This window comes from Thioclava electrotropha, assembly GCF_002085925.2.
Taxonomy (GTDB): domain Bacteria; phylum Pseudomonadota; class Alphaproteobacteria; order Rhodobacterales; family Rhodobacteraceae; genus Thioclava; species Thioclava electrotropha.
Genome location: NZ_CP053562.1, coordinates 4,007,493 through 4,033,597, shown reverse-complemented (window position 1 = coordinate 4,033,597; position 26,105 = coordinate 4,007,493). Strand labels below are relative to the sequence as shown.

Sequence of the window (26,105 nt, the reverse complement as noted above, 5' to 3'; positions counted from 1 at the left end):
TACGCGATGACTTTGGCCAAAACGGCCTATTCCAATCCCAGCCAGCCGATGCGCACGCCGCGAGGGCTCGAATTCGAACTCTTCGCCCGGATCACGCGCCGCCTCAAACAGGTCTCTTCGCAAGGTGCCCCTTTTGCCGCGCTGGCAGAAGCGATCTTCGAAAACCGCCGCCTCTGGACCGCGCTTGCGGCGGATGTCGCCGATCCAGAGAATGGCTTGCCGCAAGATCTTCGCGCCCGCATCTTTTTCCTGCACGAGTTCACGCAGGCGCATAGCCGCCTCGTGCTTTCGCAAGACCGGTCGGTCGATGCGCTGATCGACGTGAACACCGCCATCATGCGCGGGTTGCGACAAGACGGGGCAAAGCAATGAGCGGCCTCGTTCTGAAACTCGCCCCGAAAGAGAGAGTGCTGATCAACGGTGCCGTCATCGAAAATGGGGATCGCCGATCGCGACTCGCGATCATGACGCCGAACGCAAACATTCTTCGGCTGCGCGACGCGATCCATCCCGGAGAGGTCAACACCCCGGTCCGTCGGGTTTGCTATATCGCGCAGCTCGTGCTCTCCGGCGACACCGATCCGCAAGAGGCGAAGATGCAGTTGCTTCGGGGGATCGAACAGCTCAGTCAAGTTCTCAAGGATCAAGATAGCCGTGCGCAGCTTAATGCAGCCACGCTCGCCGTGATCGAGAACCAGCATTACCAAGCGCTGAAAGCGCTGCGCACGCTTCTTCCACGGGAGGAACGCCTCCTCGCCGCAGGCGCGCCATGACGTATCAGCCGGTCGTCCCTTTCTCCGGGTTTGCGGGGTGGCGATTTCTCTCGCGCACGATGGAGACGCAGCAGGCCGCTTTCGCGGCGTCGACGGAAAACCAACGCCTCGATGCCTATTTCCGGGAGACGATCGGACAGATCGATACGGCGAAGGCTTTGGTAGATGATCGGCGTCTGCTCGGTGTGGCGCTCGGCGCATTTGGTCTCGATGCGGATGTCGACAATAAATACTTCATCCGAAAAGTGCTCGAAGAAGGCTCTTTGGACAGGACGGCGCTGGCCAACAAGCTGTCGGACAAAAGCTACCTCGCGCTGACCACGGCCTTCGGTTTCGGAGATTACTCCGTTCCGCGAACGAAGCTTTCGACTTTCGCAGACGAGATTCTGACGAAATTTCAAACCCGAGAGTTCGAAGTCGCGGTTGGCAATGTCGATAATGACCTGCGCATGGCGATGTCGTTACAACGCGACCTTCCTGAGCTCGCGGCGAAGGATATGTCCGAGACTGCGAAGTGGTACACGATTATCGGATCGCCATCCCTGAGCAGGGTGTTCCAGACCGCGCTCAACCTGCCACCCAGCGTTGGCGCGCTTGATGTCGATCAGCAGCGCGAGATCTATATGTCCAAGGCGCAACGCGTCTATGGCACCGCCGACCCCGCGGAGCTTTCCAGGCCCGAGACACTGGAGGTCCTGACGCGGGATTATTTGCTTCGTGCGCAGCTCTCTAGCATGATCAGCGTCTCGTCGCAGAATGTCGCGCTCAGCCTGTTGCAAAACGCGGGGGCGCAGCGCCTTTCGCTTCGGCTCTAGGCTTTAAGGAAACTGCGCGGCACGGCGCAGCTCGCCAGTTTTCAGACCGCGCCAATTGGTGATCGGGCCGGTCAATCTGCGGTGCACCACGGGCGCGTCGGCATCGAGCGCACCGAGGCGGATCAGCAGTGCGATCATCGCCGCTTCCGAGGCCCGGGTCGCGCCATCAGTGATCTTCAGGGCGACGCCGCGCTTCTGATCCGGAAGCATGGCGACATAGACGCCTTCCGCACCGGTTTTGACGGCGACGCGCCCGTTCGCCTCTCGCATGATCTCGGTGCAGGCGCGGCCTTCGCCTGCGACGAGCTCCGGATGCGCCATCATCGCGTCGACCAGACGGGTCGCAGCGCGCGCCCGCAGATCGCCGTCGGAGGTTGCCGACGCGAAAAATTGCATCGCGCGGCCGAGACCGGCGAGGCTGGTCGCGAAATTCGGGGCCGAGCATCCGTCGATCCCGTAGCGCGGCGAGGTCTCTTCGGTCACTTCTTCAAAGGCGGATTTCACGGCCCGCTGCACCGGGTGATCGATCTCTACATAGTCAGGGCCGCCGCCCAGATGCTTGTTCAGTGTCAGGAACCCGGCGTGTTTTCCCGAGCAATTGTTATGCGCTTGGCAAGGCGCGTGATCCGAGCAGATCAGATGTTTCTTCTCGGCCTTGTCGCGCGGCAGATGCGCCCCGCATCGCAGGTCGTCATCGTCCAGCCCAAGTGTCGCGAGCCAGTCTTCGACCGCCGCGCGGTGCATCTGCGCGCCGGAATGGCTCGCGCAGGAAAGGGCGAGCTGGCGCGTCGTCAACCCGGCAGCCTCCGCCGCACCGCTTTCCAGCAGCGGCAGGGCCTGGATCATCTTCACGGATGAGCGCGGAAAAATAACGGCTTCGGGATCGCCCCAAGAGGCTTCGATCCCCTCCGGGCCGAAGATCACCGCATGGCCATGATGGACGGATTCACACATCCCCCCGCGCCACAGCTCGATCATTGCCTTCGGTGCCGTCATCGCCTGCCTCCTATGCGCGAAATCTCGCCATCGCGGGGTTTTACCCCTAGGCTTTTTTAGGTTAAATGAGTGTTATCGAGAGGAAAACGCATTCGCCACCGAAAACAGGGTGACCGGCCCGGGCGATGCAGAGGCAACCTGACAGCTGGAGGCTGTAAGCATGATGATGAAGGGTCTGCGGATCGCGGCGGTCGCCGCGCTCATGATCGGGGCGGGGCATGGCGCAATGGCGCAGGAAAGCACCAACCGCGTCGCGGCGAATACCGATTGGAGCGTCTTCGTCGATAACGATCCGAAAGAGTGCTGGGGCGTGTCGAAACCGAAGAAGACGGTCAACACCAAAGGCGGCGAGGTTGTGCAGGTGAACCGCGGGGATATCCTGCTGTTCGTGACCTACCGTCCGGGCAAGAAGCCCGAGATTTCGTTCATGGGCGGCTATCCCTTCGCGGATGGCTCGACGGTCGATCTCGAAGTCGGCGGTCAGAAATACACGCTCTTCACCGATGGTGGCGGCGCTTGGGCCGGATCGCCGGAAGAGGACGCGAAGATCATCGGCGCGCTCAAGGCCGGGTCCGACGTGAAGCTGACCGGTCGTTCGAGCCGTGGTACCCAGACCGAGGACACGTTCTCGCTGATGGGCTTCACCGCCGCGACCACCGAAGCCGAGCAGCGCTGCCAGTAAGCCGCCCTCGCGCCTGACATTGGAGCCCCGGCCATGCGCCGGGGTTTTCGCGTTCGAGCCAAAAGCGCGACGCCCCCTGTTAATGCAGGGGCGAATCCCCTATATGAGGCGCCTCATTTCAAGGAAACATGCGATGACCCAGTCTCAGGCTCCGATCACGCAAGACGTGCACACGATCCCGCGCAAGCTGCCCGAAGGCGGCAAGGTGAACCTCATAGGCCTCACCCGTGACCAGCTCCGCGCGGCGCTGATCGAGGCGGGCACGCCCGAGAAGCAGGCGAAGATGCGCGTCGGCCAGATCTGGCAGTGGCTCTATTACTGGGGCGTGCGCGATTTCGCGGCGATGACCAACCTCGCCAAGGATTACCGGGCGATGCTGGATGAGAAATTTGAGATTTCCCTGCCCGAGATCGTCTCGAAGCAGGTGTCCGAGGACGGCACGCGGAAATACCTTCTGAAGATTGCGGGCGGCCACGAGGTCGAGGCGGTCTACATCCCCGAGGAAAGTCGCGGCACGCTGTGCATCTCGAGCCAGGTGGGCTGCACGCTGACCTGTTCCTTCTGCCACACCGGCACGCAGAAACTCGTGCGCAACCTGACGCCCGGCGAGATCGTCGGGCAGGTCATGCTCGCACGCGATGATCTTGGCGAATGGCCCGAGAAGAACAGCCCGAAGAACGAGACCCGTCTGGTGTCGAACGTCGTTCTGATGGGCATGGGCGAGCCGCTTTATAACTTCGAGAACGTCCGCGACGCGATGCAGGTCGTGATGGATGGTGAAGGCATCAGCCTCAGCCGCCGCCGGATCACCCTGTCGACCTCGGGCGTCGTGCCGGAGATCGCGAAGACCGCCGAGGAGATCGGCTGTCTTCTGGCGGTATCCTTCCACGCCACGACCGACGAGGTGCGCGACAAGCTGGTTCCGATCAACAAGCGCTGGAATATCGAGACGCTGCTGAACGCGCTGCGGGAATATCCGCGCCTGTCGAACTCCGAGCGGATCACGTTTGAATACGTCATGCTCAAGGGTGTGAACGACAGCGACGAGGACGCGCGCCGTCTGGTGAAGCTGATCCGCGGCATCCCCGCGAAGATCAACCTGATCCCGTTCAACGAATGGCCGGGCGCGCCTTACGAGCGCAGCGATTGGGAGCGGATCGAGAGCTTCGCCGACATCATCTACAAGGCGGGCTACGCCTCGCCGATCCGCACGCCGCGCGGCGAGGACATCATGGCCGCCTGCGGTCAGCTGAAATCGGCGACCGAGCGGGCGCGTAAATCGCGGGCGCAAATTCAGGCTGAGGCGGGGCTTTAAGGGAACCCGCTTCGCCGCTTCTGCATTGACGCTACGTGTGGGAAGTAACCGGAGACGTCATGACGCGAGAGGCCATCGCCCCGCTGCCAAAGCCCTGTAATGCCGAGGGAAAGCCGCGCCGCACTGGCGTGGAGATCGAGTTTGCCGGACTCACCGAGGCGCGCATCGCGCAAATCGCCGCGCAGGCTCTGGGGGGCGAGGCGCGGCGCAGCGACGGTCAGGACTGGGAAGTCAGCGGCACGAAGCTCGGCGATCTGCAGGTCTATCTGGATATTTCGGTGCGCAAGCAAGCCGACGGTGCGCTCAAGGAACTGGGTCTGCGCATCGGGCGCGAGGTCATTCCGGTCGAGATCGTGACCGAGCCGCTGGACCGCGAAGGCCTTATGCAACTCTCTGATTTTATTGAATTGCTGCGCAGCGAAGGTGCGCAAGGCACGGGGCGATCTTTGCTCTATGGGTTCGGCCTTCACCTCAACCCCGAGATCGCATCCAGTAAGGCCGAGGATATCGTCCGCCCGCTTCTGGCGTTTGCGCTGATCGAGGAGTGGATGCGCGAGACGTGGCCGATCGAGAGGACGCGCGAAGTACTGCCTTTCACCGCGCCTTATCCGAAGAAGCTGATCGAGGATCTGGCGCGGCTCGGCCCGGATGCTGCGCTCGACGAGGTGATCGTCACCTATCGCCGGCACACGCTGTCGCGGAACCACGGGCTCGATATGCTGCCGATCTTCTGCGAGCTGCGGCCCGATCTGATCGCGCCGGAAGAAGGGAAGGGCGGCACCGTTTCCCCGCGTCCTGCCTTCCATTTCCGTCTGCCGGATTGTCGCATCGATGATGAGACCTGGTCGCTCGACAGCGAGTGGCGTCGCTGGTGGTTCGTGGAAACGCTCGCGGCGGAGCCCGAGCTGTTGGGCCTGATGTGTCGCGAATGGTTGACGGCGAAGACCGAATTCCATCTGCTGGGCGGGAAATGGGTCGAGACCTGCGAGAAAATTCTTAGGCTTGCCGGGCATAGATGAAGCCCCTGATCGGCATATCGACATCGCGTCGCACCGGGTGGCGGGTCTACCCTTTCATCGCCTTCGGCGTCTGGCTGGCGGGCGGACGCTCGGTCCGCTGGGTCGCGGGCAAGCGCGCCGAGGTGCAGCATGTCGACGGTGTGATCGTTGGCGGCGGCGATGACATTTCACCCGAACTCTATGGCGGCGATCTGATCGCGAGCGCGGTGCTCGACCCGGCGCGCGACGAGTTGGAGAAATGCCTCGTCGAGGAGGCGATGGCACAGGGCAAACCGGTGCTGGGGATTTGCCGCGGCGCGCAGATGATCAATGTCGCGCTCGGGGGCGATCTGCATCAGGACGCCTACGATCATTACAACGCGCATAAACATACGACGCTTCTGCCGAAGAAGGACGTCCGCGTAGAACCCGGCTCGCGGCTCGGCGCGCTGGCGGGGCTGGAGCCAATGCGGGTCAACGCGCTGCACAGTCAGGCCGTGGATCGCTTGGGCGATGGGCTACGGGTCGCGGCGCGCGACGGCTCGGGGATGGTGCAGGCGGTCGAGCGGGTCGAGGAGCCTTTCGCCCTCGGCGTTCAGTGGCACCCGGAATACCTGACCTATGCCCACCGGCAGCGTGCGCTGTTCCGGGCGCTGGTGGCGGCAGCGCGCGCGAGCCATGAGCACCGCGCGCAACTGCCCGAGGTCAGCGCCGAGGCGAAGGCCTGAGCGCCGCGCCTCAGCAGTTCTCGTAATTCCAATTGTCGATGATCGCGACCGCGTCCTTGGCGCTTTCGACGAAGCTGACCAGATCGAGATCCTCGGGCGAGATCGTCCCGGCCTCGGCCAGCCGATCCCAGTTGATGATCTCTTCCCAGAACTGCCGTCCGAACAGGATGAAGGGGATTCTCGACATCCGGCCCGTCTGGATCAGGGTCAGCGCCTCGAACATCTCGTCGAGCGTGCCGAAGCCGCCGGGGAAGACGCACACGGCGCGGGCGCGCATCAGGAAATGCATCTTCCGGATCGCGAAATAGTGGAAGTTGAAGGTCAGATCGGGCGTGACGTATTCGTTCGGGGCCTGCTCATGCGGCAGCACGATATTGAGGCCGATCGACTGACCGCCTGCCTCATGCGCGCCGCGGTTGCCCGCCTCCATCACGCCGGGGCCGCCGCCGGTGCAGATCACGTTCTCCCGGCCGTATTCCTGCATCGAGCGTTCGGTCATTTCGCGCGCGAAGATGCGCGCCTCTTCGTAGTAACCCGACAGCTCCGCGAGATATTCGGTTTTCGCGTTGGCCTTGTTCTCGGGCGCGGGGATGCGCGCGCCGCCGAACATGACGATGGTCGACTCGATGCCGCGCTCGTCCATGATCAGCTGCGGCTTGAGCAATTCGAGCTGCAGCCGCACCGGACGCAGCTCGTCGCGCAGCATGAAATCCACATCCGTATAGGCCAGCCGATAGGCGGGCGCGCGGGTCTGTGGCGTGTCGGGAATGTTCTTTGCGGTCTGCGCGTCGTCCCGCGAGTGGCGGAACGAATGCGTCGTGTCGTCCTTCATGGGGCACCTGCTCATTGCGCGTTTCGCTTTGACCAACTATAGCGTGAACGCTGTAAAGGCCACCTGAAAGAGGATTTGCCCATGTCGAACGCCGCGCTCGAAACTGCAATCGAAGCCGCTTGGGAAGCCCGCGACACCATCACGCCCTCGACCGGCGGTGAGACCCGCGAGGCCATCGAAGATACGCTCAACGCGCTGGATCGCGGCGAACTGCGTGTTGCGGAGAAACGCGAGAACGGCGACTGGCATGTGAACCAATGGGCCAAGAAGGCGGTTCTGCTCGGCTTCCGTCTGAAGGACATGGAGCAGCAGGATGGCGGCCCGCAGGGCGGCCACTGGTGGGACAAGGTCGACAGCAAGTTCAAAGGCTGGGGCGACAAAGAGTGGAAAGCCGGCGGTTTCCGCGCCGTGCCGAACTGCATCGTGCGCAAATCGGCCTATATCGCGCCGGGCGTGGTGCTGATGCCCTCCTTCGTGAACCTCGGCGCCTATGTCGACGAGGGCACGATGGTCGACACCTGGGCCACCGTCGGCAGCTGCGCGCAGATCGGCAAGGGCGTCCACCTCTCGGGCGGCGTCGGTATCGGCGGCGTGCTGGAGCCGATGCAGGCCGGCCCGACCATCATCGAGGACAACTGCTTCATCGGCGCGCGCTCGGAAGTCGTCGAGGGCTGCATCGTCCGCGAAGGCTCGGTTCTGGGCATGGGCGTCTATATCGGCAAGTCGACCAAGATCGTCGACCGCGAGACCGGCGACGTGATGTATGGCGAAGTGCCGCCCTACTCGGTCGTCGTGTCGGGCTCGATGCCGTCCAAGAACGGCATCAACCTGTATTGCGCGGTGATCGTGAAGCGCGTCGATGCGCAAACCCGGTCGAAGACCGGCATCAACGAGCTGCTGCGTGACTGAGAAGCCGGAAAAGCCGCAGAAGAAACCCTCGCGCCAGCAGGTCTTTACCCTGCTGGTCGAGGTTGGCCGCTCGCCCAATGACGGTCTGCCGAAAGGCGCGTCCGGGGCGGGGCTGCTTTGCTATGCCTCGGGCGTGGACGAGGCAGAGGCCGTGCGCGAGACCGTGGCGATCCTCAAGCAGGCCGAGATGGCGCCGCTTGACGTCACGGGTTACGGCACGCTCGCGGAACGCGAGAAACAGGGCCATGAGATCGACGATGCGGAACGTGAATTGATGCAGCGTGCGCTCGACGAGAACTCCGTGATCATCGCCCAGATGGAGCCGTTTTTCGGCAACGACAAGAAGCCGCTCCAGTAAGCCTTAGAGTGTCATGTGACGCCCGTTGAAACCTCACGAACCGTTGATACACTGGTTCAAAGAGAAAAACAGCGAGCAGGCACCATGGCAATTCCCGGCAAGATCATCCCACTGACATTTATGGCATTTTCTGCGCTTTCGGCCTGTGCGGGGCCTCCCGAATCCTCGCCCCGGCCGCTCGCGCGGGGCAGCGCGCCCGTGGCGGACCCGATCCCGCCGACGGACGCCGCGACGGAAGCGCGTTTCGAGTCCTTCCTCGCGGGCTTCAAATCGCGCGCGCTGGCGAACGGCATCACCGAATACACCTGGAATCGGGCGATGGCCGATGTGCGCTACAATCCCAAGGTGATCGAGCGCGACCGCTACCAATCGGAGTTCACCAAGTCGATCTGGGATTACCTCGACAGCGCGGTTTCGGACGAGCGCGTCGCAACCGGCAAGCAGATGCTGCGGCAATACGACCGGCAGCTGAACGCGATCGAGCGCAAATACGGCGTGGACAAAGAGGTCGTCGTCGCGATCTGGGGCATGGAGAGCCGCTACGGCGCTTATCGTGGCAAGACGGCGATCATCCCCGCGCTTGCGACGCTGGCCTATGACGGTCGGCGCGGCGAGTTCTTCGCCAAGCAGCTGATCGCGGCGCTCAAGATCATCCAGTCGGGCGACGTGGACGAGCGACACATGACCGGCTCTTGGGCCGGGGCGATGGGCCACACGCAGTTCATCCCGACCTCCTACCTGTCCTATGCGGTCGATTTCACCGGCGATGGTCGGCGCGATATCTGGTCGGAAGACCCGACCGATGCGCTGGCCTCGACGGCGGCCTATCTCGCGCGCTCCGGCTGGTCGAAGGGGCAGCCGTGGGGCGTCGAGGTCATCCTGCCCTCTGGCTTCAACTACGGCCTCACCGGTAAGGGCACGAAGAAGAGCCCTGCCGACTGGGCGGCGCTTGGCGTGCGCTCGGCCACTGGCGGCACGGTGCCGAATTACGGCTCGGCGTCGATCCTCGTGCCCGCGGGCGCGAAAGGCCCGGCCTTCATGATCTTCGGCAACTTCCGCGCCATCTCGCGCTACAACTCCGCCGACAGCTACGTGATCGGCGTGGGGCATCTGTCGGATCGTCTGAAAGGGAAGGGGCCCTTCGTGCAGGATTGGCCGCGCACGGGCAAACCGCTCAGTTCCAAGCAGAAGGTCGAGCTGCAGGAGCGGCTGACCGCGGCGGGATTCGATACGGACGGCACGGACGGCAAGATCGGCGCGAATACGTCGAAGGCGATCGTGGCGTTCCAGAAGTCGCGCGGTCTGCCGCCAGATGGTTACGCGACGCTGGAGCTGCTGCAGGTGCTGCGCGGCTCGTGAGTTGCTAGGCGTGAAGTGCAGGGGCGCGGGGGGTTACCGCCGCGCCTCTTGCTTTGAGATCTGCACTGCCAGAATGCCGCCTGCGATCACCAGCACGCCAAGCGCGTCGTGCCAGTCGACATGCTCGCCCAGCACCGCCCAGGCGATCGCGACGCCGAAGACCGGCGTCAGGAAGTGGAAGGTCGCCGCGCGCACTGCGCCGATGCGACCCACGAGGCGGAACCAGACCCAGGTCGCCATCAGCCCCGGCACGATCACCGTGTAGGTGAAGGCGAATGCCAGTGTCGGCGTCACCTCGACAGAGAGATGCTCGGTGAAGGCGGAGACGACGGCGAGGCTCACAGCCCCCACCAGCATCTGCAGGCCCACGATCATCAGTACGCCGCCACCGCCGCCGCTCGCGCCGCGCACGGTGAGCGTCGCCACCGCCAGTGCCAGTGCGCCTGCGACGCAGAGGCCTAGCCCGAACGGGTCGATCCCGCCTTGCAGCCGCGCGCCCATGATGATGCCGACGCCCGCGAAGCCTGCCACAAGCCCGGCGATGCCGAGGGGCGGAATTCGGTCGCGAAAGACGATCCAGCCGAGCGCACCGACGATCAGCGGCATGGTCGAGGCGATGATCGCCGCGACCGAGGCTTCGACCGTGGTCATCGCGACCCAGTTAAACCCTAGGTAGAGCGCGTTTTGGCAAATTCCGAAGATGATCGTGGCGCGCCATTGCGCCCGGCTCAGCCGCCAGCTTTGGCCGAAGGCCAGCGCCAGCGCGATGCCGATCCCCCCAGACAGCGCGAAGCGCAGGGCAAGGGCTGCAAGGGGCGGAGCCTCTGCCACGATGATATGCGTGGATGTGAAAGCCGAAGACCACATCAGGGCAAAGGCGAGCCCCATTCCGATCGCGCGCAGATCCATCTTTCCTCCGGGCCTGAAAAAGGGCGCCCCGATTGCTCGCGAGCGCCCTAAAAAATTGGCTGTCCCTCGATTGAGAGAGTCCTGCGATCAGGAGTTCACGCTGTCCTTGAGCGCTTTCGCCACGGTCACTTTGACCTGCTTGTCAGCCGGCTTCTGCATCTGCTCGCCGGTGGCCGGGTTGCGGACCATGCGCTCGGGGCGCTCGCGGCAGTAGACTTTGCCAATGCCCGGCAGGGTAACGGCGCCGCCGTTCGACACTTCTTTGGTGACGACGTCGGTGATCGCGTCGAGTGCGGCCGAAGCCGTCTTCTTGTCGGCGTCCATCGCCTCGGCGAGGGCTGCCACCAGCTGGGTCTTGGTCATCGGTTTCGACATATTCGTTCCTCTCTCCGCCCCGGTAATCCAGGGTCAATTTCGTCCGCGTTGCACGGTTGGTGGGCCATGTTCCACACGTTTTTATTGAGCATGGCAAGCCCTTTTCCCAGAATGGGCGGGTTTTTCCCACGTCACAGAAAAGCTGTTTCCTCGAAGCTACGCAATTTCCTGCTGTGAATCCGATCCAGAGGCATCTCGCGAAGTTTCTCCATCGCGAGGATGCCGATCAGCAAATGGCTCGCCACCTGCGTGCGGTAGAATTCGGTCGCCATGCCCGGCAGCTTCAGCTCGCCATGCAGCGGTTTGTCCGAGACGCAGAGAAGCGTGCCGTAGGGCACCCGGAAGCGGAAGCCGTTCGCGGCGATCGTGGCGCTTTCCATGTCGAGCGCAACCGCGCGTGACTGGCTCAGGCGATGGACCGGGCCGGATTGGTCTCTCAACTCCCAGTTGCGGTTGTCGATGGTGGCGACGGTGCCGGTGCGCATGATCCGCTTCAGCTCGTAGCCTTCCAGCTTCGTCACTTCGGCCACCGCTTCCTGCAGCGCGATCTGGATCTCGGCCAGCGCCGGGATCGGCACCCAGACGGGCAGATCGTCGTCGAGCACATGGTCTTCGCGCAGATAGGCATGGGCGAGGACGAAGTCCCCAAGCTGCTGCGAATTGCGCAGACCCGCGCAGTGACCCACCATCAGCCAGGCATGCGGGCGCAGCACGGCGATGTGGTCCGTCGCGGTCTTCGCATTGGACGGGCCGACGCCGATATTGACCAGCGTGATCCCGCCACCATCGGCGCGCTTGAGGTGATAGGCGGGCATCTGCGGCAGTTTCGCGAGGCCCGGAATCTCGTCCTGCGGATCGGTGATCTCCTGATTGCCGGGGGCCACGAAGCTCGTGTAGCCCGAGTCCTTGTCGCCCAGCAGGCGCCGCGCGACGGCCTCGAACTCGTCCACATAGAACTGGTAGTTCGTGAACAGCACGTGGTTCTGGAAATGCTCGGCCTTGGTGGCGGTGTAATGCGACAGGCGCGCGAGCGAGTAATCCACGCGCTGCGCGGTGAAGGGGGCAAGGTGGCCTGAGCCATCCGGGTTCGGTCCCGCCATGCCGTTGACGATATCGTCGTTCATCCCCGCAAGATCCGGCACGTCGAATACGTCCCGCAGCGAGAAGTCGAGCACGCCTTCCTGCGGCACCGTCACTTCCGGATGCGCGGCCACGGCGAAATGCACCGGGATCGGGGTGTCCGACGGGCCGATCGTAACCGGAATGTTGTGGTTCTTGATCAGCAGGCCCAGCTGCTGCGTCAGGTAGTTGCGGAACAGGTCGGGCCGCGTGATCGTCGCCGTGTAGGTGCCCGGCAGCGCCACATGGCCGAAGCTCAAGCGGCTATCAGCCTTGATATGCGAGGAGACGGAGATGCGCACCTCCGGGTAGAAGGCGCGAAAGCGGTTCCGCGCGGTCTTGCTCTCCAGCGTCTCATTGAATTTCTCGAGCAGGAAGGCGGTCGCCTCGTCATAAAGCGCCTCGAGCCGGGCCACGGCCTCGGCGGCATCGGTGAAGGTCTCCGCAGGGGCTGCGTCGGGGATGATAAGTTCAAGTGTTTCGTTCATTCAAAAAGATCCGTCAGTTCAAAACGCGTCACGTCGACGAGGCCCAGATCCGAAATGCGGATCTCGGGAATGACGACGAGCGCGAGCAGCGAATGCTGCATGTAAGCGTTGTTCAAAGTGCAGCCGCAGGCGCCCATCGCCTCGACCATCTTGGCGGCGCGTGCGGCCACGGTCTGCGCCGGATCGTCCGACATCAACCCTGCGATCGGCAGCGGTACGGCGGCGATCTCTTCGCCGTCCTTCCAGACGGAGACCCCGCCGCCCATCTCGCCAAGCGCGTTGGCGCAGGCGGCCATCATCTCGCGGTCGGTGCCGACCACGATCATGTGGTGGCTGTCATGGGCCACGGTCGAGCCCATCGCCATGCGGCCTTTGTAGCCGAAGCCCGAGACGAAGCCGTTGGTGACGCCGCCGGTGCCTTGATGGCGCTCCACCAGCGCAATCTGCGCGATGTCCTTGGCGGTGTCGGGCTGGGCGAGCCCGTCGGTCACGTCCAGCTCTGCCGTCAGCGCCTTGGTCGGGGCCTGGTTCTCGACGACGCCGATCACGCGGGCGGTGACGGTATTGGCGCCCTCAGGGGCCGTGATCTCGAAATCCGCGCCCGTCAGGGCCTTGCCTAGGTGCACCGTGTCGCGCGCGCTTTCGGGCCAGTCGTAATGCGGGCACTCGGCCAGCAGCTTGCCCGCCTTCGCGACGGTCTTGCCCCGCGCGATGACCTGCTCGACCGGCAGGGTCGCCAGATCCGAGGTCAGGATCACATCGGCCCGGCGGCCCGGCGTGATCGAGCCCAGCTCGCGCTCCAGCCCGAAATGGGTCGCGGTGTTGAGCGTGCACATCTGCAGCGCGACCAGTGGATCGGCCCCGCACTCCACCGCATGGCGGAAGACGCGGTTCATATGTCCGTCATTCACCAGCGTGCCGGAATGGCAATCATCGGTACACAGGATGAAGTTGCGCGGATCGAGGCCCTTCTCGGTGACGGCGGTGATCTGCGTCTCCACGTCATACCAAGCCGAGCCCAGCCGCATCATCGAGCGCATCCCGTTGCGCACCCGCGCGATCGCGTCGGCCTCGCAGGTGCCCTCGTGATCGTCGGCGGGCCCGCCCGCGACATAGGCGCGGAACGGCGCGCCCAGATCGGGGGAGGCGTAATGCCCGCCCACGGTCTTATGCGCGTTCTGCGTCGCGGCGATCTCGGCCAGCATCTTCGGGTCGGCATTGATCACGCCGGGGAAGTTCATCATCTCGCCCAGACCGATGATGCCGGGCCATGTCATCGCCTCGGCCACATCCTCGGGGGTGATCTCGAAACCCGTGGTCTCCAGCCCCGGCGCAGAGGGCGCGCAGGAGGGCATCTGGGTGAAGATGTTGACCGGCTGCATCAGCGCCTCGTCATGCATCATCCGCACGCCGTCGAGCCCCAGCACGTTGGCGATCTCATGCGGATCGGTGAACATGCTCGTCGTGCCATGCGGGATCACCGCGGCGGCGAATTCGGCGGGCGTGAGCATCCCGCTCTCGATATGCATATGCGCATCGCACAGGCCCGGCACCATGTAGCGCCCCTCGGCCTCGATCACTTCGGTGTCGGGGCCGATACTGTCCGACAGATCGGGGGCCACGGCGGCAAATCGCCCCTCGACAACGGAAATATCGTAGCCCTCGAGAACCTCACGTGTGTGGACATTGACCCATTTGCCACCCCGGATCACGAGGTCGGCGGGTTCGCGCCCGGCAGCCACGGCAATCAATCGCGGTGCGGCTTCGGGCCAGGATTTGATCTTGTTCTTCTGTTCCATGTCCAAGCCTGTCATTGCGTGCGGGAAGGTTCAAGAGACGTTGTTATGCCTTCACACAGCCTCTACCTATGACGGATGACAGAAACGCAAAGGGGGCCGTGATGCCGACGCTTCTTTCCATCGGACATGGCTATTCCGCCCGTGCCCTCGCGCCGCTTCTTCTGGCGCGCGGCTGGCGGGTGGTCGGCACCACGCGCAGCACCGAGAAGGCGGAAATGCTGCGCAGCGAAGGGGTGGAGCCGCTGATCTGGGAAGGCGGGCCTCTGCCGTTCGATCAGGCGACGCATCTGCTGAGTTCCGTGGCGCCGGGGCCAGAGGGCGACCCGGTTCTCGCTGCGCAGCATTCCGAAATTGCTGCAGCGCAGCATCTGGAGTGGATCGGCTATCTTTCGACCGTCGGCGTCTATGGCGATCACGCGGGCGGCTGGGTCGATGAGGCGACGCCGCTGACCCCCTCGACCAAGCGCGGACAGGCGCGGGTGGAGGCCGAGGCGGCTTGGGGCGCGCTGGCCGCAGCCCATGACCTGCCGCTGCATATTTTCCGGCTCGCGGGGATCTACGGACCCGGGCGCGGACCCTTCGAGAAGGTACGGCAGGGCACAGCCCGGCGGATCGTCAAGGAGGGGCAGGTCTTCTCGCGCATCCATGTAGAGGATATCGCGCAGGTGTTGCTGGCCTCGATCGAGCATCCCGATCCGGGCGCAGTCTATAATGTCTGCGACGACGATCCCGCGCCGCCGCAGGATGTGATCGCCTATGCGGCGGAGCTGCTCGATCTGCCGCTGCCGCCCGAGGTGCCGTTCGACGAGGCTGATCTCAGCGCGATGGCGCGCAGCTTCTATGCCGAGAGCAAGCGGGTGCGGAACGACAAGATCAAGCGCGACCTTGGCGTCACGCTGCGCTATCCGGATTACCGCGCAGGGCTGCGCGCGCTGCTCGATCAGGCGGGCTGAAGCTCCACCCGCTTCTCGCGCACCGGCAGGTGCACGATGGCCGAGAAGGCGCCGACGCCCACGCCGACCCACCAGACCAGCGTGTAATCGCCGTAGATGTCGTAGAGCTTGCCGCCCAGCCAGACGCCGAGGAAGGCGCCCACCTGGTGCGAGAAGAAGACGATCCCGTAGAGCGTGCCCATGTAGCGCAGCCCGTAGATATGCGCGACCAGCCCCGAGGTCAGCGGCACGGTCGCGAGCCACAGCGCCCCCATCGCGAGCGAGAAGATCAGCACCGTCGCGGGCGTCATCGGCGTCAGGATGAAGGCGCCGGCCACGAAGGTCCGCAGCAGATACACCCCCGCCAGAAGGTATTTCTTCGAATAGCGCTTGCCCGCCCAACCCGCGAAGATCGTGCCCGCGATATTCGCGAGGCCGATCACGGAAATCGCGGCAGCGCCGAGCGCCGAGGTGGTCTCGATCCCGATCCCGGCGAGCAGCGATCCGGGCGGCACCGCGCCGCACATCTCAGTCACCATCGCGGGGAAATGCGCCGTGATGAAACCCAGCTGATAGCCACAGGAGAAGAAGCCGAGGAAGATCAGCGTGTAAGACGGATCGCGGAAGGCGCGCATCAGGACACTACCCATGCTCTCGGCCAAGTCCTCGCGGCTGGCGCGTTCGGGCGCCCGGATCAGCGGCAGGAAGGTCAGCGAGGCGAGGATCACGGCGGCGAAGATCACGAAGACCGTCTGCCACGGGAAATGGCCGAGCAGAAGCTCCGCCATCGGGGCGCCGAAGACCTGCCCGGCCGAGCCTGCCGCCGTCGCTATACCCAGCGCGAGCGAGCGGTTCTCGTCCGAGGTCGCGCGGCCCACCACGGCGAGGATCACGCCGAAGCCCGTACCCGCGATGCCGAAGCCCACGAGGATTTCCAGAAGCTGATGCTGCCCCGGCTCCATCGCGAAGGCCGAAAGCACGAGACCGAGCGCATAGACCAGCGCGCCGAGGATGATCGCGAGCCGGTCGCCCCAGCGCTCGGCAATCGCGCCGAAGATCGGCTGCCCGATCCCCCAGGCGAGGTTCTGTACCGCGATGGCGAGCGAGAATTCGGCGCGTGGCCAGTTGAACTCGCTGGCGATCGGAATCTGGAAAACGCCGAAGCTCGCCCGGATGGCGAAGCTCAGCATCAGGATCACGGCACCGCCGATCAGAACCGGCGTGAACAGTTTGGCTTGCGTCATTTTACATCTCCCGGCGGATCTCCCTTCCGCGCGGGCCGCATTTCGACATGTATGCTGCAGCGCGTCAATCGCGGGCTTGTCCGGGTCACAATCGCGCGGAGATGATTGTGCGGTGCCCTTGAACCTCCCCCGCAGCCGTGGCCCAATGTCGCGACTTTCGACGGGAGGCAGGATGTATACGGTTATCGGAACGGTCGGCTCGCGGACGCTGCGCGTGCTGTGGATGCTGGAGGAACTGGGCGCGGAGTATCAGCATGTGCGGGCCGCGCCGCGCTCGGACGATGTCGTCGCTTTCAACCCGGCGGGCAAGGTGCCGGTGCTGGTCATCGACGGCACGCCGATCACCGATTCCACGGCGATTCTCACCTATCTCGCGGATGCGCATGGGAAATTTACCCATGAGGCGGGCACGCTGGAACGCGCGCGGCAGGACAGTCTGACGCAATTCCTGCTCGATGAGTTCGACGCGAATCTTTGGACCGCGGCGCGGCACAGCTTTATCCTGCCGGAGGAGTTGCGGCTGTCGGGCATAAAGAATTCCCTGCGCTGGGAGTTCGAGCGGTCGCAGCGCACGCTGATCCATCGGATGGGCGAGGGCGAGTTCGTGATGGGCGAGGAAATGACCGTGCCCGACATCATCTTGGCGCATTGCCTCGACTGGGCGCTGATGGCGAAATTCCCGATCGTTGAGCATCGGTTGAGCGAATATCACGACCGGATGCGGGCGCGCCCTGCCTATAAGCGCGCGGTGACGATGCGCGACGGGTAAGGGGGCGGCCTGCGAGCCCCCACTCCGCACCGGCAATCAGCCTTGACCCAAGTCATTCATCTGAAGGCGAGTAGCCGTCGGTGAGGGTTTGCAGGAAGGCGATGATATCCGCCTGATCTGCCTCGGTAAGCGCGTCGCCATCCTCGGGCGCGCGTCCGAACGGCGCATCGGCGCGATCGATATTTCCCTGATAGCGAGTGGGCAGGTCGTCGAAGCGCTTCACCTGACCGTCGCGTGTGGGATAGATCGCGCGCGGGTCGCTGTCGCGCTTGGCGTAGAAGCGCAGCACCTGTTTAAGGCTCGTGTAGACCCCGTTGTGAAAGAAGACGTGCCGGGTCGCGACGTTGCGCAGGCTCGGGGTCTTGAACATCCCGCAATTGCCGGGCTGCGTCGAAATCGCATCGTGGCGCAGCGGGCCGCACAGGCCGAGATCGACATAATGCGGATCGGCATTGGCTGGGATCGCCGGGTTGCGCGGCACGCCGAGCGCCTCGTATTCGTAATCGGTGAATTGCGGCGGGCGTCCGTCGGCGGACCGCGTGTCGAGATGGCAGGCCGCGCAATTGCCTTTTTTCGGATCGTCGAAGAGCGCACGCCCGCGGGCCTCTGCGGGCGACAGCTGCGCCTCGCCTGCGAGAACCGCATCGTATTTGCTGGTATAGGGGTGAAATTCCACCGCCTCGGTCTGGTAGCGCGACAGCGCGAAGGCAGCCTCGTCGATCAGCATCTTGTCTTCATCGCGCACGGACGCGCCGAAGAGCTGCGCGAAACGGTCGCCGTAGCGCGCTCGCAGGGCCGCGGCGAGGGTTGCGCGGTCGGGCTCTGCCATCTCGAAATGGGTAAAAAGGACGGCCAGCGCCTGCTCTTGCAGCGTGTCCGCGCGCCCGTCCCAGAACAGACCTCCGCGCGGCACCGGGCTCGCGGCAGGGGGCGCACCGGCGGTTTTTTGCGGCGCGGGCTGCGTGGAGGCGCTTGGCCCTGCAGTCTCTTTCGCGCCTGTCCCCTGCTGTGCGACCGTTTGCGGCGCGGCCTCGCCCGCCTCCGAGGTCGGGTCGAGCACGCCGAAGGTGAAGGGCGGCGTCTGGCGCCTATAGGTAAGCGAGGGCACCGCGCGCAGCCCGGGCAGGTCGAGATGCGGCCCGCCAAGCTGCACCGCGCGGGCATTCGATGGCGCGAAATGGTTCTTCGGGTCGTGGCAGCTCGCGCAGCTCATCTGGCCACTGGCTGACAGCGTGGGGTCGGAAAACAGCGCCTTGCCGATCGCGGCTACCGCGCTCAGGTCGGCATCGCCCTGAGGGGGCGCAACCGGCGCGGGGTCGGACGCAGCTCCGACGGGTGCAGCCGAAAGGAAGGCCGCGAGCGTGATGCTCGCGGCCCCCTCTGCCGAACGGATCGTCTTGGGAGTGATCAATCTAAGGTTCGGCAATCTCATCGCCTCAGCCCTTCGGGGTGCCGGTGGCCGGGTCGAGGATCAGCTTGCCATTGGCCGCTTTCGAGAAGTCGAACATGCCGTTGAGCTTGCCCGCCTGTGCGTCGAAGGAGCCCTGACCGATGCGCTGCCCGTTCAGCCAGTTATCCTCGATGAACTTGGTGACCGAGGATTGATCGACCAGCGTGTGATCCACCGCGTTCTTCTTCGCATAGGGCGAGATCACCAGCATCGGGATGCGGGTGCCGTAGCCGCAGCGGCCCTGCGCGGGCTTGCCGTCGAGACCGGGCAGCGTCTTGTCGCTGGCGCATTTGCCGCCATTGAGCACGTCATAGCCCGCGACCGGGATGTTCGAGCCGTTCACCACCGCCATCGCGTGGTCATACCAGCCATCGGAGTCGTCATAGGTCACGACGATCGCGGTGTCCTTCCAGTCCTTCGATTGCTGCAGTGCGTTGACCGCGTTGACGATGAATTCCTGCCCGTCGAGCGGGTCGGAATAGCCCGCATGGCCATCCTGATAGGCGGACGCCTTGAGGAACGTCACCGCCGGCAGGTTACCGTTCTTCAGCGCGGCGTAGAAATCCTTGCTGTCATATTGGTGGTTCGCGCCGCCATCGTCCGAGGTGCCGATCGCATCGACCGAGGAGGGCCGGGTGTGATCGAGGTTCTGGGTCGATTTGTAATACTGGAAGGGCTCGTGGTGGGGGATGTAGTCCTTCGAGGTCTCGCCGGTCACCTGCGAGAGCGACGAGCGGTCGCAGCCGGTGGTGCCGTTACCGTTCACCGCGGTCAGATCGAAGCCGCCCTCGAACCAGCCCCAAGTGACGTTCTTCGCGTTCAGCAGATCGCCGATATTCTTGCCGCCCATCAGCGTCGTCGGGTATTTCGGGTTCGAGCAGACATCGCCGGTCGGGTCGAGATCCGAGATCATCGTCCAGCCGCCATTGCCGTCGGGCACGACGCGCCCCTTGTCATAGGTGCCGTCCGCTTCGAGCTTGTAGCCCTTGGGCAGTACCGCGCCATTGGTCTGGCCCGAGACGAGGTTGATCGCGCCGGGCGTCGAGGGGCCGAAGGTGCTCGAGAAGGCGTTGTCGTTCATCGCGTAGGCCTGCGCGTAGTTCCACAGCGCGGTGACGGTGTTGCCGTCATAATAGCCCATCACCTGACCCTTGGTGCCGAAGGCGCCGGTGCCGCCCTTGGTGCCCTTGCCGGTATTGGCCGGGAAGGCATCCATCTTGCCGCCGTGGAATGCGGCCTGCTCGGCGGTGTAGCCGTGGTTCTGGTCCGCAGTCGCGGCCTGCGTCCGGTCGAGCCGGAAGGGGGCGGCGGCATTCGCGCCATTCGCGGCATTGGTCTTGTTGGCGTTGTTCTTCAGCAGACCGGCGCTTGCGAGCGTATCGGCCTTGGGCGTGTTTTTCGCGGCGGTGAATTGCGGCTCGCCCTTGGGGTTCGCGGCGTTCGGGTAGGTCGCGAAGTAGTGGTCGAAGGAGACGTTCTCCTGAAAGATCACCACGAGATGCTTGATCGGGGTGGCGGTCTGGGTGTCGGCAGCGGTGGTGGTGCCCGCTTGGGCGGTCGCGGCGGCGCAAGTCAGCGCGAGTGCGCTGACGGCACCGGTGAGGCGGAGCGTGTCGGTCATCTAAAGTCCCTCATTCAAATGGCAGCTTCCCCGTGAGCTACGGGGCGCGTGGCATCTCGCTAGGAACGGCGTTTGGCAATTTGGTGACAGTCCCGCTCACGCACCATCACCACTGGGTGAGACCCGCGCGGATGCACGCGGATGGGATGCGGCGTGAGCGATCGGTGATCGGCGCGGGCGGTGGCGATGCGCGACGGGTGAGGGGGGCGCTGCCCCCCGTCGCCGGAGGGCGACAAGCAATGCGGAAAGAGGGGGCTCTGCCCCCGGTCCTACGGACCTCCCCCGGGATATTTCTATCAAGGGGAAGAGAGCCGTTGGGCCGCGTTGCGTCCGGCATGGCGGCCTGAAGCGAGGCAGGCGGTCAGCAGGTAGCCACCCGTCGGGGCCTCCCAGTCGAGCATCTCGCCTGCGGCGAAGACGCCGGGCAGGGCGGTCAGTTCCAGATCGCCGGTGAGGCTGCCCCATGCGATGCCGCCTGCGCTGGAGATCGCCTCGGCGATCGGGCGCGGCGGGCCGAGCGGGACGGGCAGGGATTTGAGCGTCGCTGCAAGCTGCTCAGGGTCCTTCGACAGCGGGCGGCCCCATTCCAGCGCAAGCGCGAGTTTCACCGGGTCCAGCTTCGCGCCTTTGCGCAGGCGGTTGGTCAGGCTCTGTTTCGGCGGGATCTTCGCAAGCCGCGCGGCGAGGTCTTCGGCGCTTTGATCCGGGGCGAGATCGAGGCTCAGCGGCGCGCCCTCGCGCAATTCGGCGGAGAGTTCGTAGATGCCGCCGCCTTCGAGCCCGCGCTCTGAGATCACGAATTCCCCGCGCGTGCGCCGCGTCGGCGTAATCAGCGCGGCACCTTTCACGGGCTGGCCCAGCTGGCTTGCCATATGCGCCGACCAGTCGATCTCGAACCCCATATTGGCGGGGGCGAAGGGGGCGATCTCCACGCCTTTCGCGCTCAGCCACGGCACCCATGCTGCATCCGAGCCAAGCCGCGGCCAGCTTGCGCCGCCAAGCGCGAGGATCGTGGCATCGGGCCTCAGGCTCTGACGTCCCTCGGGCGTGTCGAAACCCAGCGCGTCGCCGTCGAAGCCCTGCCAGCGCCAGCGCGTGTGGATCGTGACGCCAAGGGATTCGAGCCGCGCGATCCAGGCGCGCAGCATCGGCGAGGCTTTCATCACGGTCGGGAAGACCCGGCCGGTGGAGCCGGTGAACAGCTCGACGCCCAGATCGCGGGCGAAATTCTGCGTCGCCTCGGGGCCGAAATCGCGGGTGATCGCGGCGATCTGCGGGTGGGAATAGTGGGACAGGAAGGCGTCGAGCGGCTCGTCCCTGGTCAGGTTCAGCCCGGATTTTCCCGCCATCAGGAATTTGCGCGCAAGCGTGGGTTTGGCCTCTGCCAGTGTGACGGAGACGCCGGCCCGCGCCAGTTCCTCGGCTGCCATCAGGCCCGCCGGACCGCCACCGATGACGAGCGCGGATTTCGCCGCCGCGCTCACCGCCGGGCCAGCATCGCGAGCCGCATCAGCGCGCGCTCCATCACCGCCATTTGCGGCGCGCGGCTGGCGGAGCGCAGCGTCAGATCGGTCTCGACCAGTTCCTTCAGCGCGGTTTCCAGCTTGTACATGCCCCAGCTTTGCGCCTGCCGCTGCATCCGGTCGCGGCGCGGGCCGAAGATCGGCGGGCGCATCCGGGCGATGCCTGCACCGGGGCCCTGCGGGTCGGAAGCGGCGGCATGCAGCGCGCGGAAATGGCGCATCGCGGCGATGGCGAGTTGCACCGGCTGCACCCCTTGGCTTTCCAGCCGCCGCATCACCGGGCCAAGTTCGGGCGCGCGGCCCTCGGCCACGATCGAGAGCACATCATCGACGCCCGCCTCGACCGAAGACGGCGCGCAGGCGGCCACGTCGGCGGGGCCAAGTGGCGTGGTGTCGCCGAATTTGTAGAGCGAGATCTTCTCCACCGTCTGGCGGAAATCGCCCGGATCGAGCGCGCGCGACAGTGCCACGAGGTCGGTCATCGCGTCGTTCGAGATATCGCGCAGACCGGCGCGGCGCAGGATGTCCTCGATCTCCTCGCGGCTCGGCGGGTCGTCGTAAATCCCGACGGAATAGGCGTTCTTGTGGCCCTCGAAGGCCTTGCGCAGCTTCGATTTCGCGGCGAGCGAGCCTGCGGTGACCACGATCTGCGCATCGCCTTCGCGCCATTCCTCGAGCGCGGTCTTCACCGCGTCCGAGACCGCATCGGTCGCGTCTTCGACGAAGGCCACGCGCGGGCCGGGGAAGAAGCCGACCTCCTTGATCGCATCGAGCAGCAGCGAGGGTTGCTTGCGCAGATCGCCGCCTGCGATCCGGCTCAGGCGCATCTCTTCTTCGCCCTTCGGACCGATCAGCGCGGCGATGACTTCCTGACGGCGCAGGGCCACGCGCATCGCATCGCCCCCGAAGATCAGCAGGCCGGTGCGCTCGGGCTCGGGTTTGGCGAAATAGCGGGTCGCTGCTACGCCGGTCAGCTTCATTCCGGCAGACCCGGCGCTTGTGACAGAAGTCGCGTAACGATCTGATCGGCGAGGATCACCATCAGGCGGCGATGGGCGTCTTCCTGCGCGGCCTGCGAGGCGACAACGGTGCCGGTCGCGGACCACGAGGTGAAGGAGGTGACACGCCCGGTCAGCAGCACGGCATTATTCGTCGCATCGCGCAGCGTGTAATCCACCGTGCCGTTGAGCTGGTAGCGCGTCGTCGCGTTGTCGGGCGAGATGCCCTGACCCACCGACTCGGTGTCGATCTTGTAATCAAGCCGGTAGCGGGTGACCTGCGAGGCCCCCAACCGGGCGTTCAACTGCTGGACGAGGGCGAAAGCATCGCGTGTCGTGGGCGCAGCCGGTTCGACCCCTTCGAGCAGTTTCGCCGCCCCCCCCTGAGGCCCGTAGGCCGGGGTGAAGCCGCAGCCCGCGAGCAGGCCAGCCGCCCCCGCGAGCCCCAGAAATCCGCGTCTGTCAGATGACCACATTGACGATCCGCCCCGGCACAACGATCAGCTTCTTGGGCTGGCCACCGGCCAGCGCCTTGACGACAGCTTCGTCGGCCAGAACCAGCTTTTCAACCTCTTCCTTCGGCATGTCCTTGGGCACCGAGATCTCGGCGCGGCGCTTGCCGTTGATCTGGATCGGCAGCGTCACCGAATCCTCGACCAGCAGCGCCGGGTCCGCCTCGGGCCAGCGGGCTGCGATCACGAAGCCCTCGCCGCCCAGCATCGACCAGACCTCTTCGGAGAGGTGCGGCACCATCGGCGCCAGCAGTTGCGCCATCAGCTTCATCGCCTCGCGCTTGGTCTCGGCCCCGGCCTTCGATTTCGACATCGTGTTGGTCAGGCCGTAAAGCGTGGCGACCGCCTTGTTGAAGGTGAAGCCCTCGATCGACTTGGTGACTTCGTCGATCGCCTTATGGGTGGCCTTCATGAGCGCCGTATCCTCACCCTCGTTCGCGGGCGCATCCGAATTGGCGATGTCGTCGGCAATGCGGTGCACGCGGGCGAGGAATTTCGAGGTCGCTTCGGCGCCGGCGGCGGTCCATTCCACGTCGCGCTCGGGCGGGCTGTCGGACATCACGAAGAAGCGGGCGGTATCGGCCCCGAACTCGGCGATGATGTTCATCGGATCGACAACGTTCTTCTTCGATTTCGACATCTTGGCCGAGGGGATGGTCTCGACCGCTTCGCCCGTGGCCTTCAGCTTGCCGTCCTCGACCTCTTCGGGGAGGTGATAGACAGGGCGATTCTTGGCGTCGCGCGTGAGGTAGATCTCATGCGTCACCATGCCTTGGGTAAACAGCGCGTCGAAAGGCTCGATCGCTTTTGCGGGCAGGTGGCCGGTCTTGTGCATCGCGCGGGCATAGAAGCGCGAATAGAGCAGGTGCAGAATCGCGTGCTCGATACCGCCGATATATTGGTCGACGTTCATCCAATACTCGGCCTCGGCCGGATCGGTCGGCGTGGTGGCACCGGGCGAGGTGAAGCGCGCGTAATACCAGCTCGAATCGACGAACGTGTCCATCGTATCGGTCTCGCGCTGACCGGGCCCGCCGCAATTCGGGCAGGTGCAGTCGCGCCAGCTCGGATGGCGATCCAGCGGGTTGCCGGGAATCGAGAAGTCGATCTTCTGGCCGTCCTCATCGTAGGGAAGCTCGACGGGGAGGTTTTCCTTCTTCTCCGGCACCACACCGCAGGTCTCGCAATGGACGACCGGGATCGGGCAGCCCCAGTAGCGCTGGCGGCTCAGGCCCCAGTCGCGCAGGCGGAACTTGGTCACGCCCTGACCGATGCCGTTTTCCTCGCAGAAGGCGATCGCGGTCGCGACGCCCTCTTCGCCGGTCTGCACCTCATCGCCCGCGAAGCCGCGGATATAGCAAACTTTTTCGGATTTCAGAGGAACGTATTCGGCCTCGGGATAGTCGCCCTCGACCGGCTCGAAGACGGGCGTGACCGGCAGCTCGTATTTCGTCGCGAATTCGAAGTCGCGCGCGTCATGCGCCGGGCAACCGAAGATCGCGCCGGTGCCGTAATCCATCAGGATGAAGTTAGCGATATAGACCGGCAGCTCCCAGCTCGTGTCGAGCGGGTGGCGGACCTTGATGCCGGTATCCATCCCCAGCTTTTCGGCGGTCTCGATGGCCTCTTCCGTCGTGCCGCCTGCGCGGCATTTCGCGACGAATTCCGCAACCTTGGGATCGTGCCGCTCCAGATGCTTGGCCAGCGGATGATCGGGCGAGATCGCCGCGAAGATCGCGCCGCGCAGCGTGTCGGGGCGGGTCGTGTAGACTTCCAGCCGGTCGAAGCCTTCCGGCGCATCGACGGTCGAGAAGGCGAATTGCAGGCCGCGCGACTTGCCGATCCAGTTGGCCTGCATCAGGCGCACCTTCTCGGGCCAGTCCTTGAGGTTATCCAGCGCGTCGAGCAGTTCCTCGGCATAGTCGGAGATCTTGAAGAACCACTGCGTCAGCTCGCGGCGTTCGACTTCCGCGCCCGAGCGCCAGCCCTTGCCGTCGATCACCTGCTCATTTGCGAGCACGGTCATATCGACCGGGTCCCAGTTCACCACAGCGTTCTTGCGATAGACCAGACCGGCGTCGAGCATGTCGATGAACATCGCCTGCTGCTGACCGTAATAGTCCGGGTCGCAGGTCGCGAATTCGCGCGACCAGTCGATCGAGAGGCCCAGCGGCTTCATCTGATCCTTCATCACGGCGATATTGCCGTAGGTCCAGTCCTTCGGGTGGCCGTTATTGTCCATCGCGGCGTTCTCGGCGGGCATCCCGAAGGCGTCCCAGCCCATCGGATGCAGCACGGAAAAGCCCTTGGCCATCTTATAGCGCGCGACGACATCACCCATCGTGTAGTTGCGCACGTGGCCCATATGGATGCGGCCCGACGGGTAGGGGAACATCTCGAGGACGTAATATTTCGGCTTGGTCGGATCAGGGCGCGCGGCGAAGAGATTCGCCTTATTCCAAGCCTCTTGCCATTTCGTCTCGCTCTGGCTCGGTTCGTAGCGTGCCATGTCGGGCCCCTCATCACGTCGAATTCTGCGCGAGCTTGCTACACTGGCCTTGGGGGCGAGGTCCAGCCGCCGCGCTCATTTGGACAGAAATA

Annotated in this window: 25 protein-coding genes; 12 read left to right on the top strand and 13 right to left on the bottom strand. The window is 64.7% G+C overall.

Annotation, left to right across the window (positions count from 1 at the left end; translation table 11 throughout):
• Positions 1-6 precede the first annotated feature (6 nt).
• From flaF to AKL02_RS19215, 3 genes are read left to right on the top strand one after another with little or no spacing between them, the layout of a single operon-like run.
• On the top strand, positions 7-372 hold the full coding sequence (gene flaF, locus AKL02_RS19225) for a flagellar biosynthesis regulator FlaF (protein ID WP_332836455.1): 366 nt from the start codon (positions 7-9) through the stop codon (positions 370-372).
• Positions 369-773, top strand: coding sequence for a flagellar biosynthesis repressor FlbT (gene flbT / locus AKL02_RS19220; RefSeq protein ID WP_078521596.1), 405 nt, complete (start codon positions 369-371; stop codon positions 771-773). The genes flaF and flbT overlap by 4 nt, the downstream gene beginning before the upstream one ends.
• On the top strand, positions 770-1,588 hold the full coding sequence (locus AKL02_RS19215; RefSeq protein ID WP_083078045.1) for a DUF1217 domain-containing protein: 819 nt from the start codon (positions 770-772) through the stop codon (positions 1,586-1,588). Before flbT ends, AKL02_RS19215 begins: the two co-directional genes overlap by 4 nt.
• A gap of 3 nt (positions 1,589-1,591) precedes the next feature.
• On the opposite strand, the gene AKL02_RS19210 is transcribed toward AKL02_RS19215, so the two are convergent.
• Entirely contained in the window at positions 1,592-2,584 is a 993-nt protein-coding gene (locus tag AKL02_RS19210) for an asparaginase (RefSeq protein WP_083078044.1), read from the bottom strand.
• 166 nt (positions 2,585-2,750) lie between these two features.
• On the opposite strand from AKL02_RS19210, the gene AKL02_RS19205 reads away from it, so the two are divergent.
• From AKL02_RS19205 to AKL02_RS19190, 4 genes are all read left to right on the top strand, one after another.
• Positions 2,751-3,266 carry an invasion associated locus B family protein gene (locus AKL02_RS19205; RefSeq protein ID WP_083078099.1) on the top strand — a complete coding sequence of 172 codons (516 nt, stop codon included), beginning with the start codon at positions 2,751-2,753 and terminating at the stop codon, positions 3,264-3,266.
• A 133-nt stretch (positions 3,267-3,399) separates the two neighbouring features.
• The gene (gene rlmN / locus AKL02_RS19200; RefSeq protein ID WP_083078043.1) at positions 3,400-4,581 is read left to right on the top strand and encodes a dual-specificity RNA methyltransferase RlmN; all 1,182 of its coding nucleotides are present in this window, start codon (positions 3,400-3,402) and stop codon (positions 4,579-4,581) included.
• A gap of 59 nt (positions 4,582-4,640) precedes the next feature.
• Positions 4,641-5,600, top strand: a complete 960-nt coding sequence (locus tag AKL02_RS19195) for an amidoligase family protein (protein WP_083078042.1) — start codon at positions 4,641-4,643, stop codon at positions 5,598-5,600.
• Positions 5,597-6,307 (top strand): gamma-glutamyl-gamma-aminobutyrate hydrolase family protein, encoded by a 711-nt coding sequence (locus AKL02_RS19190; protein WP_083078041.1) that lies wholly within the window; start codon positions 5,597-5,599, stop codon positions 6,305-6,307. Before AKL02_RS19195 ends, AKL02_RS19190 begins: the two co-directional genes overlap by 4 nt.
• Positions 6,308-6,317: 10 nt before the next feature.
• Here AKL02_RS19190 and AKL02_RS19185 read toward each other — a convergent pair whose 3' ends face one another.
• Positions 6,318-7,139, bottom strand: a complete 822-nt coding sequence (locus AKL02_RS19185) for an LOG family protein (RefSeq protein WP_078521586.1) — start codon at positions 7,137-7,139, stop codon at positions 6,318-6,320.
• Between the two features lie 81 nt (positions 7,140-7,220).
• On the opposite strand from AKL02_RS19185, the gene dapD reads away from it, so the two are divergent.
• The 3 genes from dapD to AKL02_RS19170 all read left to right on the top strand — a co-directional run bounded on the left by dapD (position 7,221) and on the right by AKL02_RS19170 (position 9,765).
• Positions 7,221-8,048: a 2,3,4,5-tetrahydropyridine-2,6-dicarboxylate N-succinyltransferase gene (gene dapD, locus AKL02_RS19180; protein WP_078521584.1), complete on the top strand. Its 828-nt coding sequence runs from the start codon at positions 7,221-7,223 to the stop codon at positions 8,046-8,048.
• Entirely contained in the window at positions 8,041-8,406 is a 366-nt protein-coding gene (locus AKL02_RS19175; RefSeq protein WP_078605036.1) for a DUF8846 family protein, read from the top strand. Before dapD ends, AKL02_RS19175 begins: the two co-directional genes overlap by 8 nt.
• A 120-nt stretch (positions 8,407-8,526) precedes the next feature.
• Positions 8,527-9,765: a lytic murein transglycosylase gene (locus AKL02_RS19170; protein WP_246832524.1), complete on the top strand. Its 1,239-nt coding sequence runs from the start codon at positions 8,527-8,529 to the stop codon at positions 9,763-9,765.
• A gap of 33 nt (positions 9,766-9,798) precedes the next feature.
• Here AKL02_RS19170 and AKL02_RS19165 read toward each other — a convergent pair whose 3' ends face one another.
• From AKL02_RS19165 to ade, 4 genes are all read right to left on the bottom strand, one after another.
• Entirely contained in the window at positions 9,799-10,674 is an 876-nt protein-coding gene (locus AKL02_RS19165; protein WP_078542491.1) for a DMT family transporter, read from the bottom strand.
• Positions 10,675-10,761: 87 nt separating this feature from the next.
• The gene (locus AKL02_RS19160) at positions 10,762-11,049 is read right to left on the bottom strand and encodes an HU family DNA-binding protein (protein WP_075776797.1); all 288 of its coding nucleotides are present in this window, start codon (positions 11,047-11,049) and stop codon (positions 10,762-10,764) included.
• Between the two features lie 131 nt (positions 11,050-11,180).
• The gene (locus AKL02_RS19155) at positions 11,181-12,656 is read right to left on the bottom strand and encodes an AMP nucleosidase (protein WP_083078040.1); all 1,476 of its coding nucleotides are present in this window, start codon (positions 12,654-12,656) and stop codon (positions 11,181-11,183) included.
• A complete protein-coding gene (gene ade / locus AKL02_RS19150) occupies positions 12,653-14,455 on the bottom strand; it encodes an adenine deaminase (RefSeq protein WP_083078039.1) in 1,803 nt (600 codons plus the stop codon). The genes AKL02_RS19155 and ade overlap by 4 nt, the downstream gene beginning before the upstream one ends.
• Before the next feature lie 101 nt (positions 14,456-14,556).
• Between ade and AKL02_RS19145 the strand changes: the two genes are divergently transcribed.
• Positions 14,557-15,408, top strand: coding sequence for an SDR family oxidoreductase (locus tag AKL02_RS19145; protein WP_083078098.1), 852 nt, complete (start codon positions 14,557-14,559; stop codon positions 15,406-15,408).
• Here the strand turns inward: AKL02_RS19145 and AKL02_RS19140 are convergent.
• Positions 15,396-16,631, bottom strand: coding sequence for an MFS transporter (locus AKL02_RS19140; RefSeq protein ID WP_083078038.1), 1,236 nt, complete (start codon positions 16,629-16,631; stop codon positions 15,396-15,398). The genes AKL02_RS19145 and AKL02_RS19140 overlap by 13 nt on opposite strands.
• Before the next feature lie 172 nt (positions 16,632-16,803).
• Between AKL02_RS19140 and AKL02_RS19135 the strand changes: the two genes are divergently transcribed.
• Positions 16,804-17,400 carry a glutathione S-transferase family protein gene (locus AKL02_RS19135; protein WP_083078037.1) on the top strand — a complete coding sequence of 199 codons (597 nt, stop codon included), beginning with the start codon at positions 16,804-16,806 and terminating at the stop codon, positions 17,398-17,400.
• 52 nt (positions 17,401-17,452) lie between these two features.
• Here AKL02_RS19135 and AKL02_RS19130 read toward each other — a convergent pair whose 3' ends face one another.
• The 6 genes from AKL02_RS19130 to leuS form a co-directional block, all read right to left on the bottom strand.
• Entirely contained in the window at positions 17,453-18,811 is a 1,359-nt protein-coding gene (locus AKL02_RS19130; RefSeq protein ID WP_198453218.1) for a cytochrome-c peroxidase, read from the bottom strand.
• A gap of 25 nt (positions 18,812-18,836) precedes the next feature.
• On the bottom strand, positions 18,837-20,471 hold the full coding sequence (locus AKL02_RS19125) for a phospholipase C (RefSeq protein WP_083078035.1): 1,635 nt from the start codon (positions 20,469-20,471) through the stop codon (positions 18,837-18,839).
• A 296-nt stretch (positions 20,472-20,767) separates the two neighbouring features.
• Positions 20,768-21,955, bottom strand: a complete 1,188-nt coding sequence (locus AKL02_RS19120) for a TIGR03862 family flavoprotein (RefSeq protein ID WP_165756985.1) — start codon at positions 21,953-21,955, stop codon at positions 20,768-20,770.
• The gene (holA, locus tag AKL02_RS19115; RefSeq protein WP_083078034.1) at positions 21,952-22,974 is read right to left on the bottom strand and encodes a DNA polymerase III subunit delta; all 1,023 of its coding nucleotides are present in this window, start codon (positions 22,972-22,974) and stop codon (positions 21,952-21,954) included. Before holA ends, AKL02_RS19120 begins: the two co-directional genes overlap by 4 nt.
• The gene (gene lptE / locus AKL02_RS19110; RefSeq protein ID WP_083078033.1) at positions 22,971-23,468 is read right to left on the bottom strand and encodes an LPS assembly lipoprotein LptE; all 498 of its coding nucleotides are present in this window, start codon (positions 23,466-23,468) and stop codon (positions 22,971-22,973) included. Before lptE ends, holA begins: the two co-directional genes overlap by 4 nt.
• Positions 23,455-26,013, bottom strand: coding sequence for a leucine--tRNA ligase (leuS, locus tag AKL02_RS19105; protein WP_083078032.1), 2,559 nt, complete (start codon positions 26,011-26,013; stop codon positions 23,455-23,457). Before leuS ends, lptE begins: the two co-directional genes overlap by 14 nt.
• Positions 26,014-26,105 lie beyond the last annotated feature (92 nt).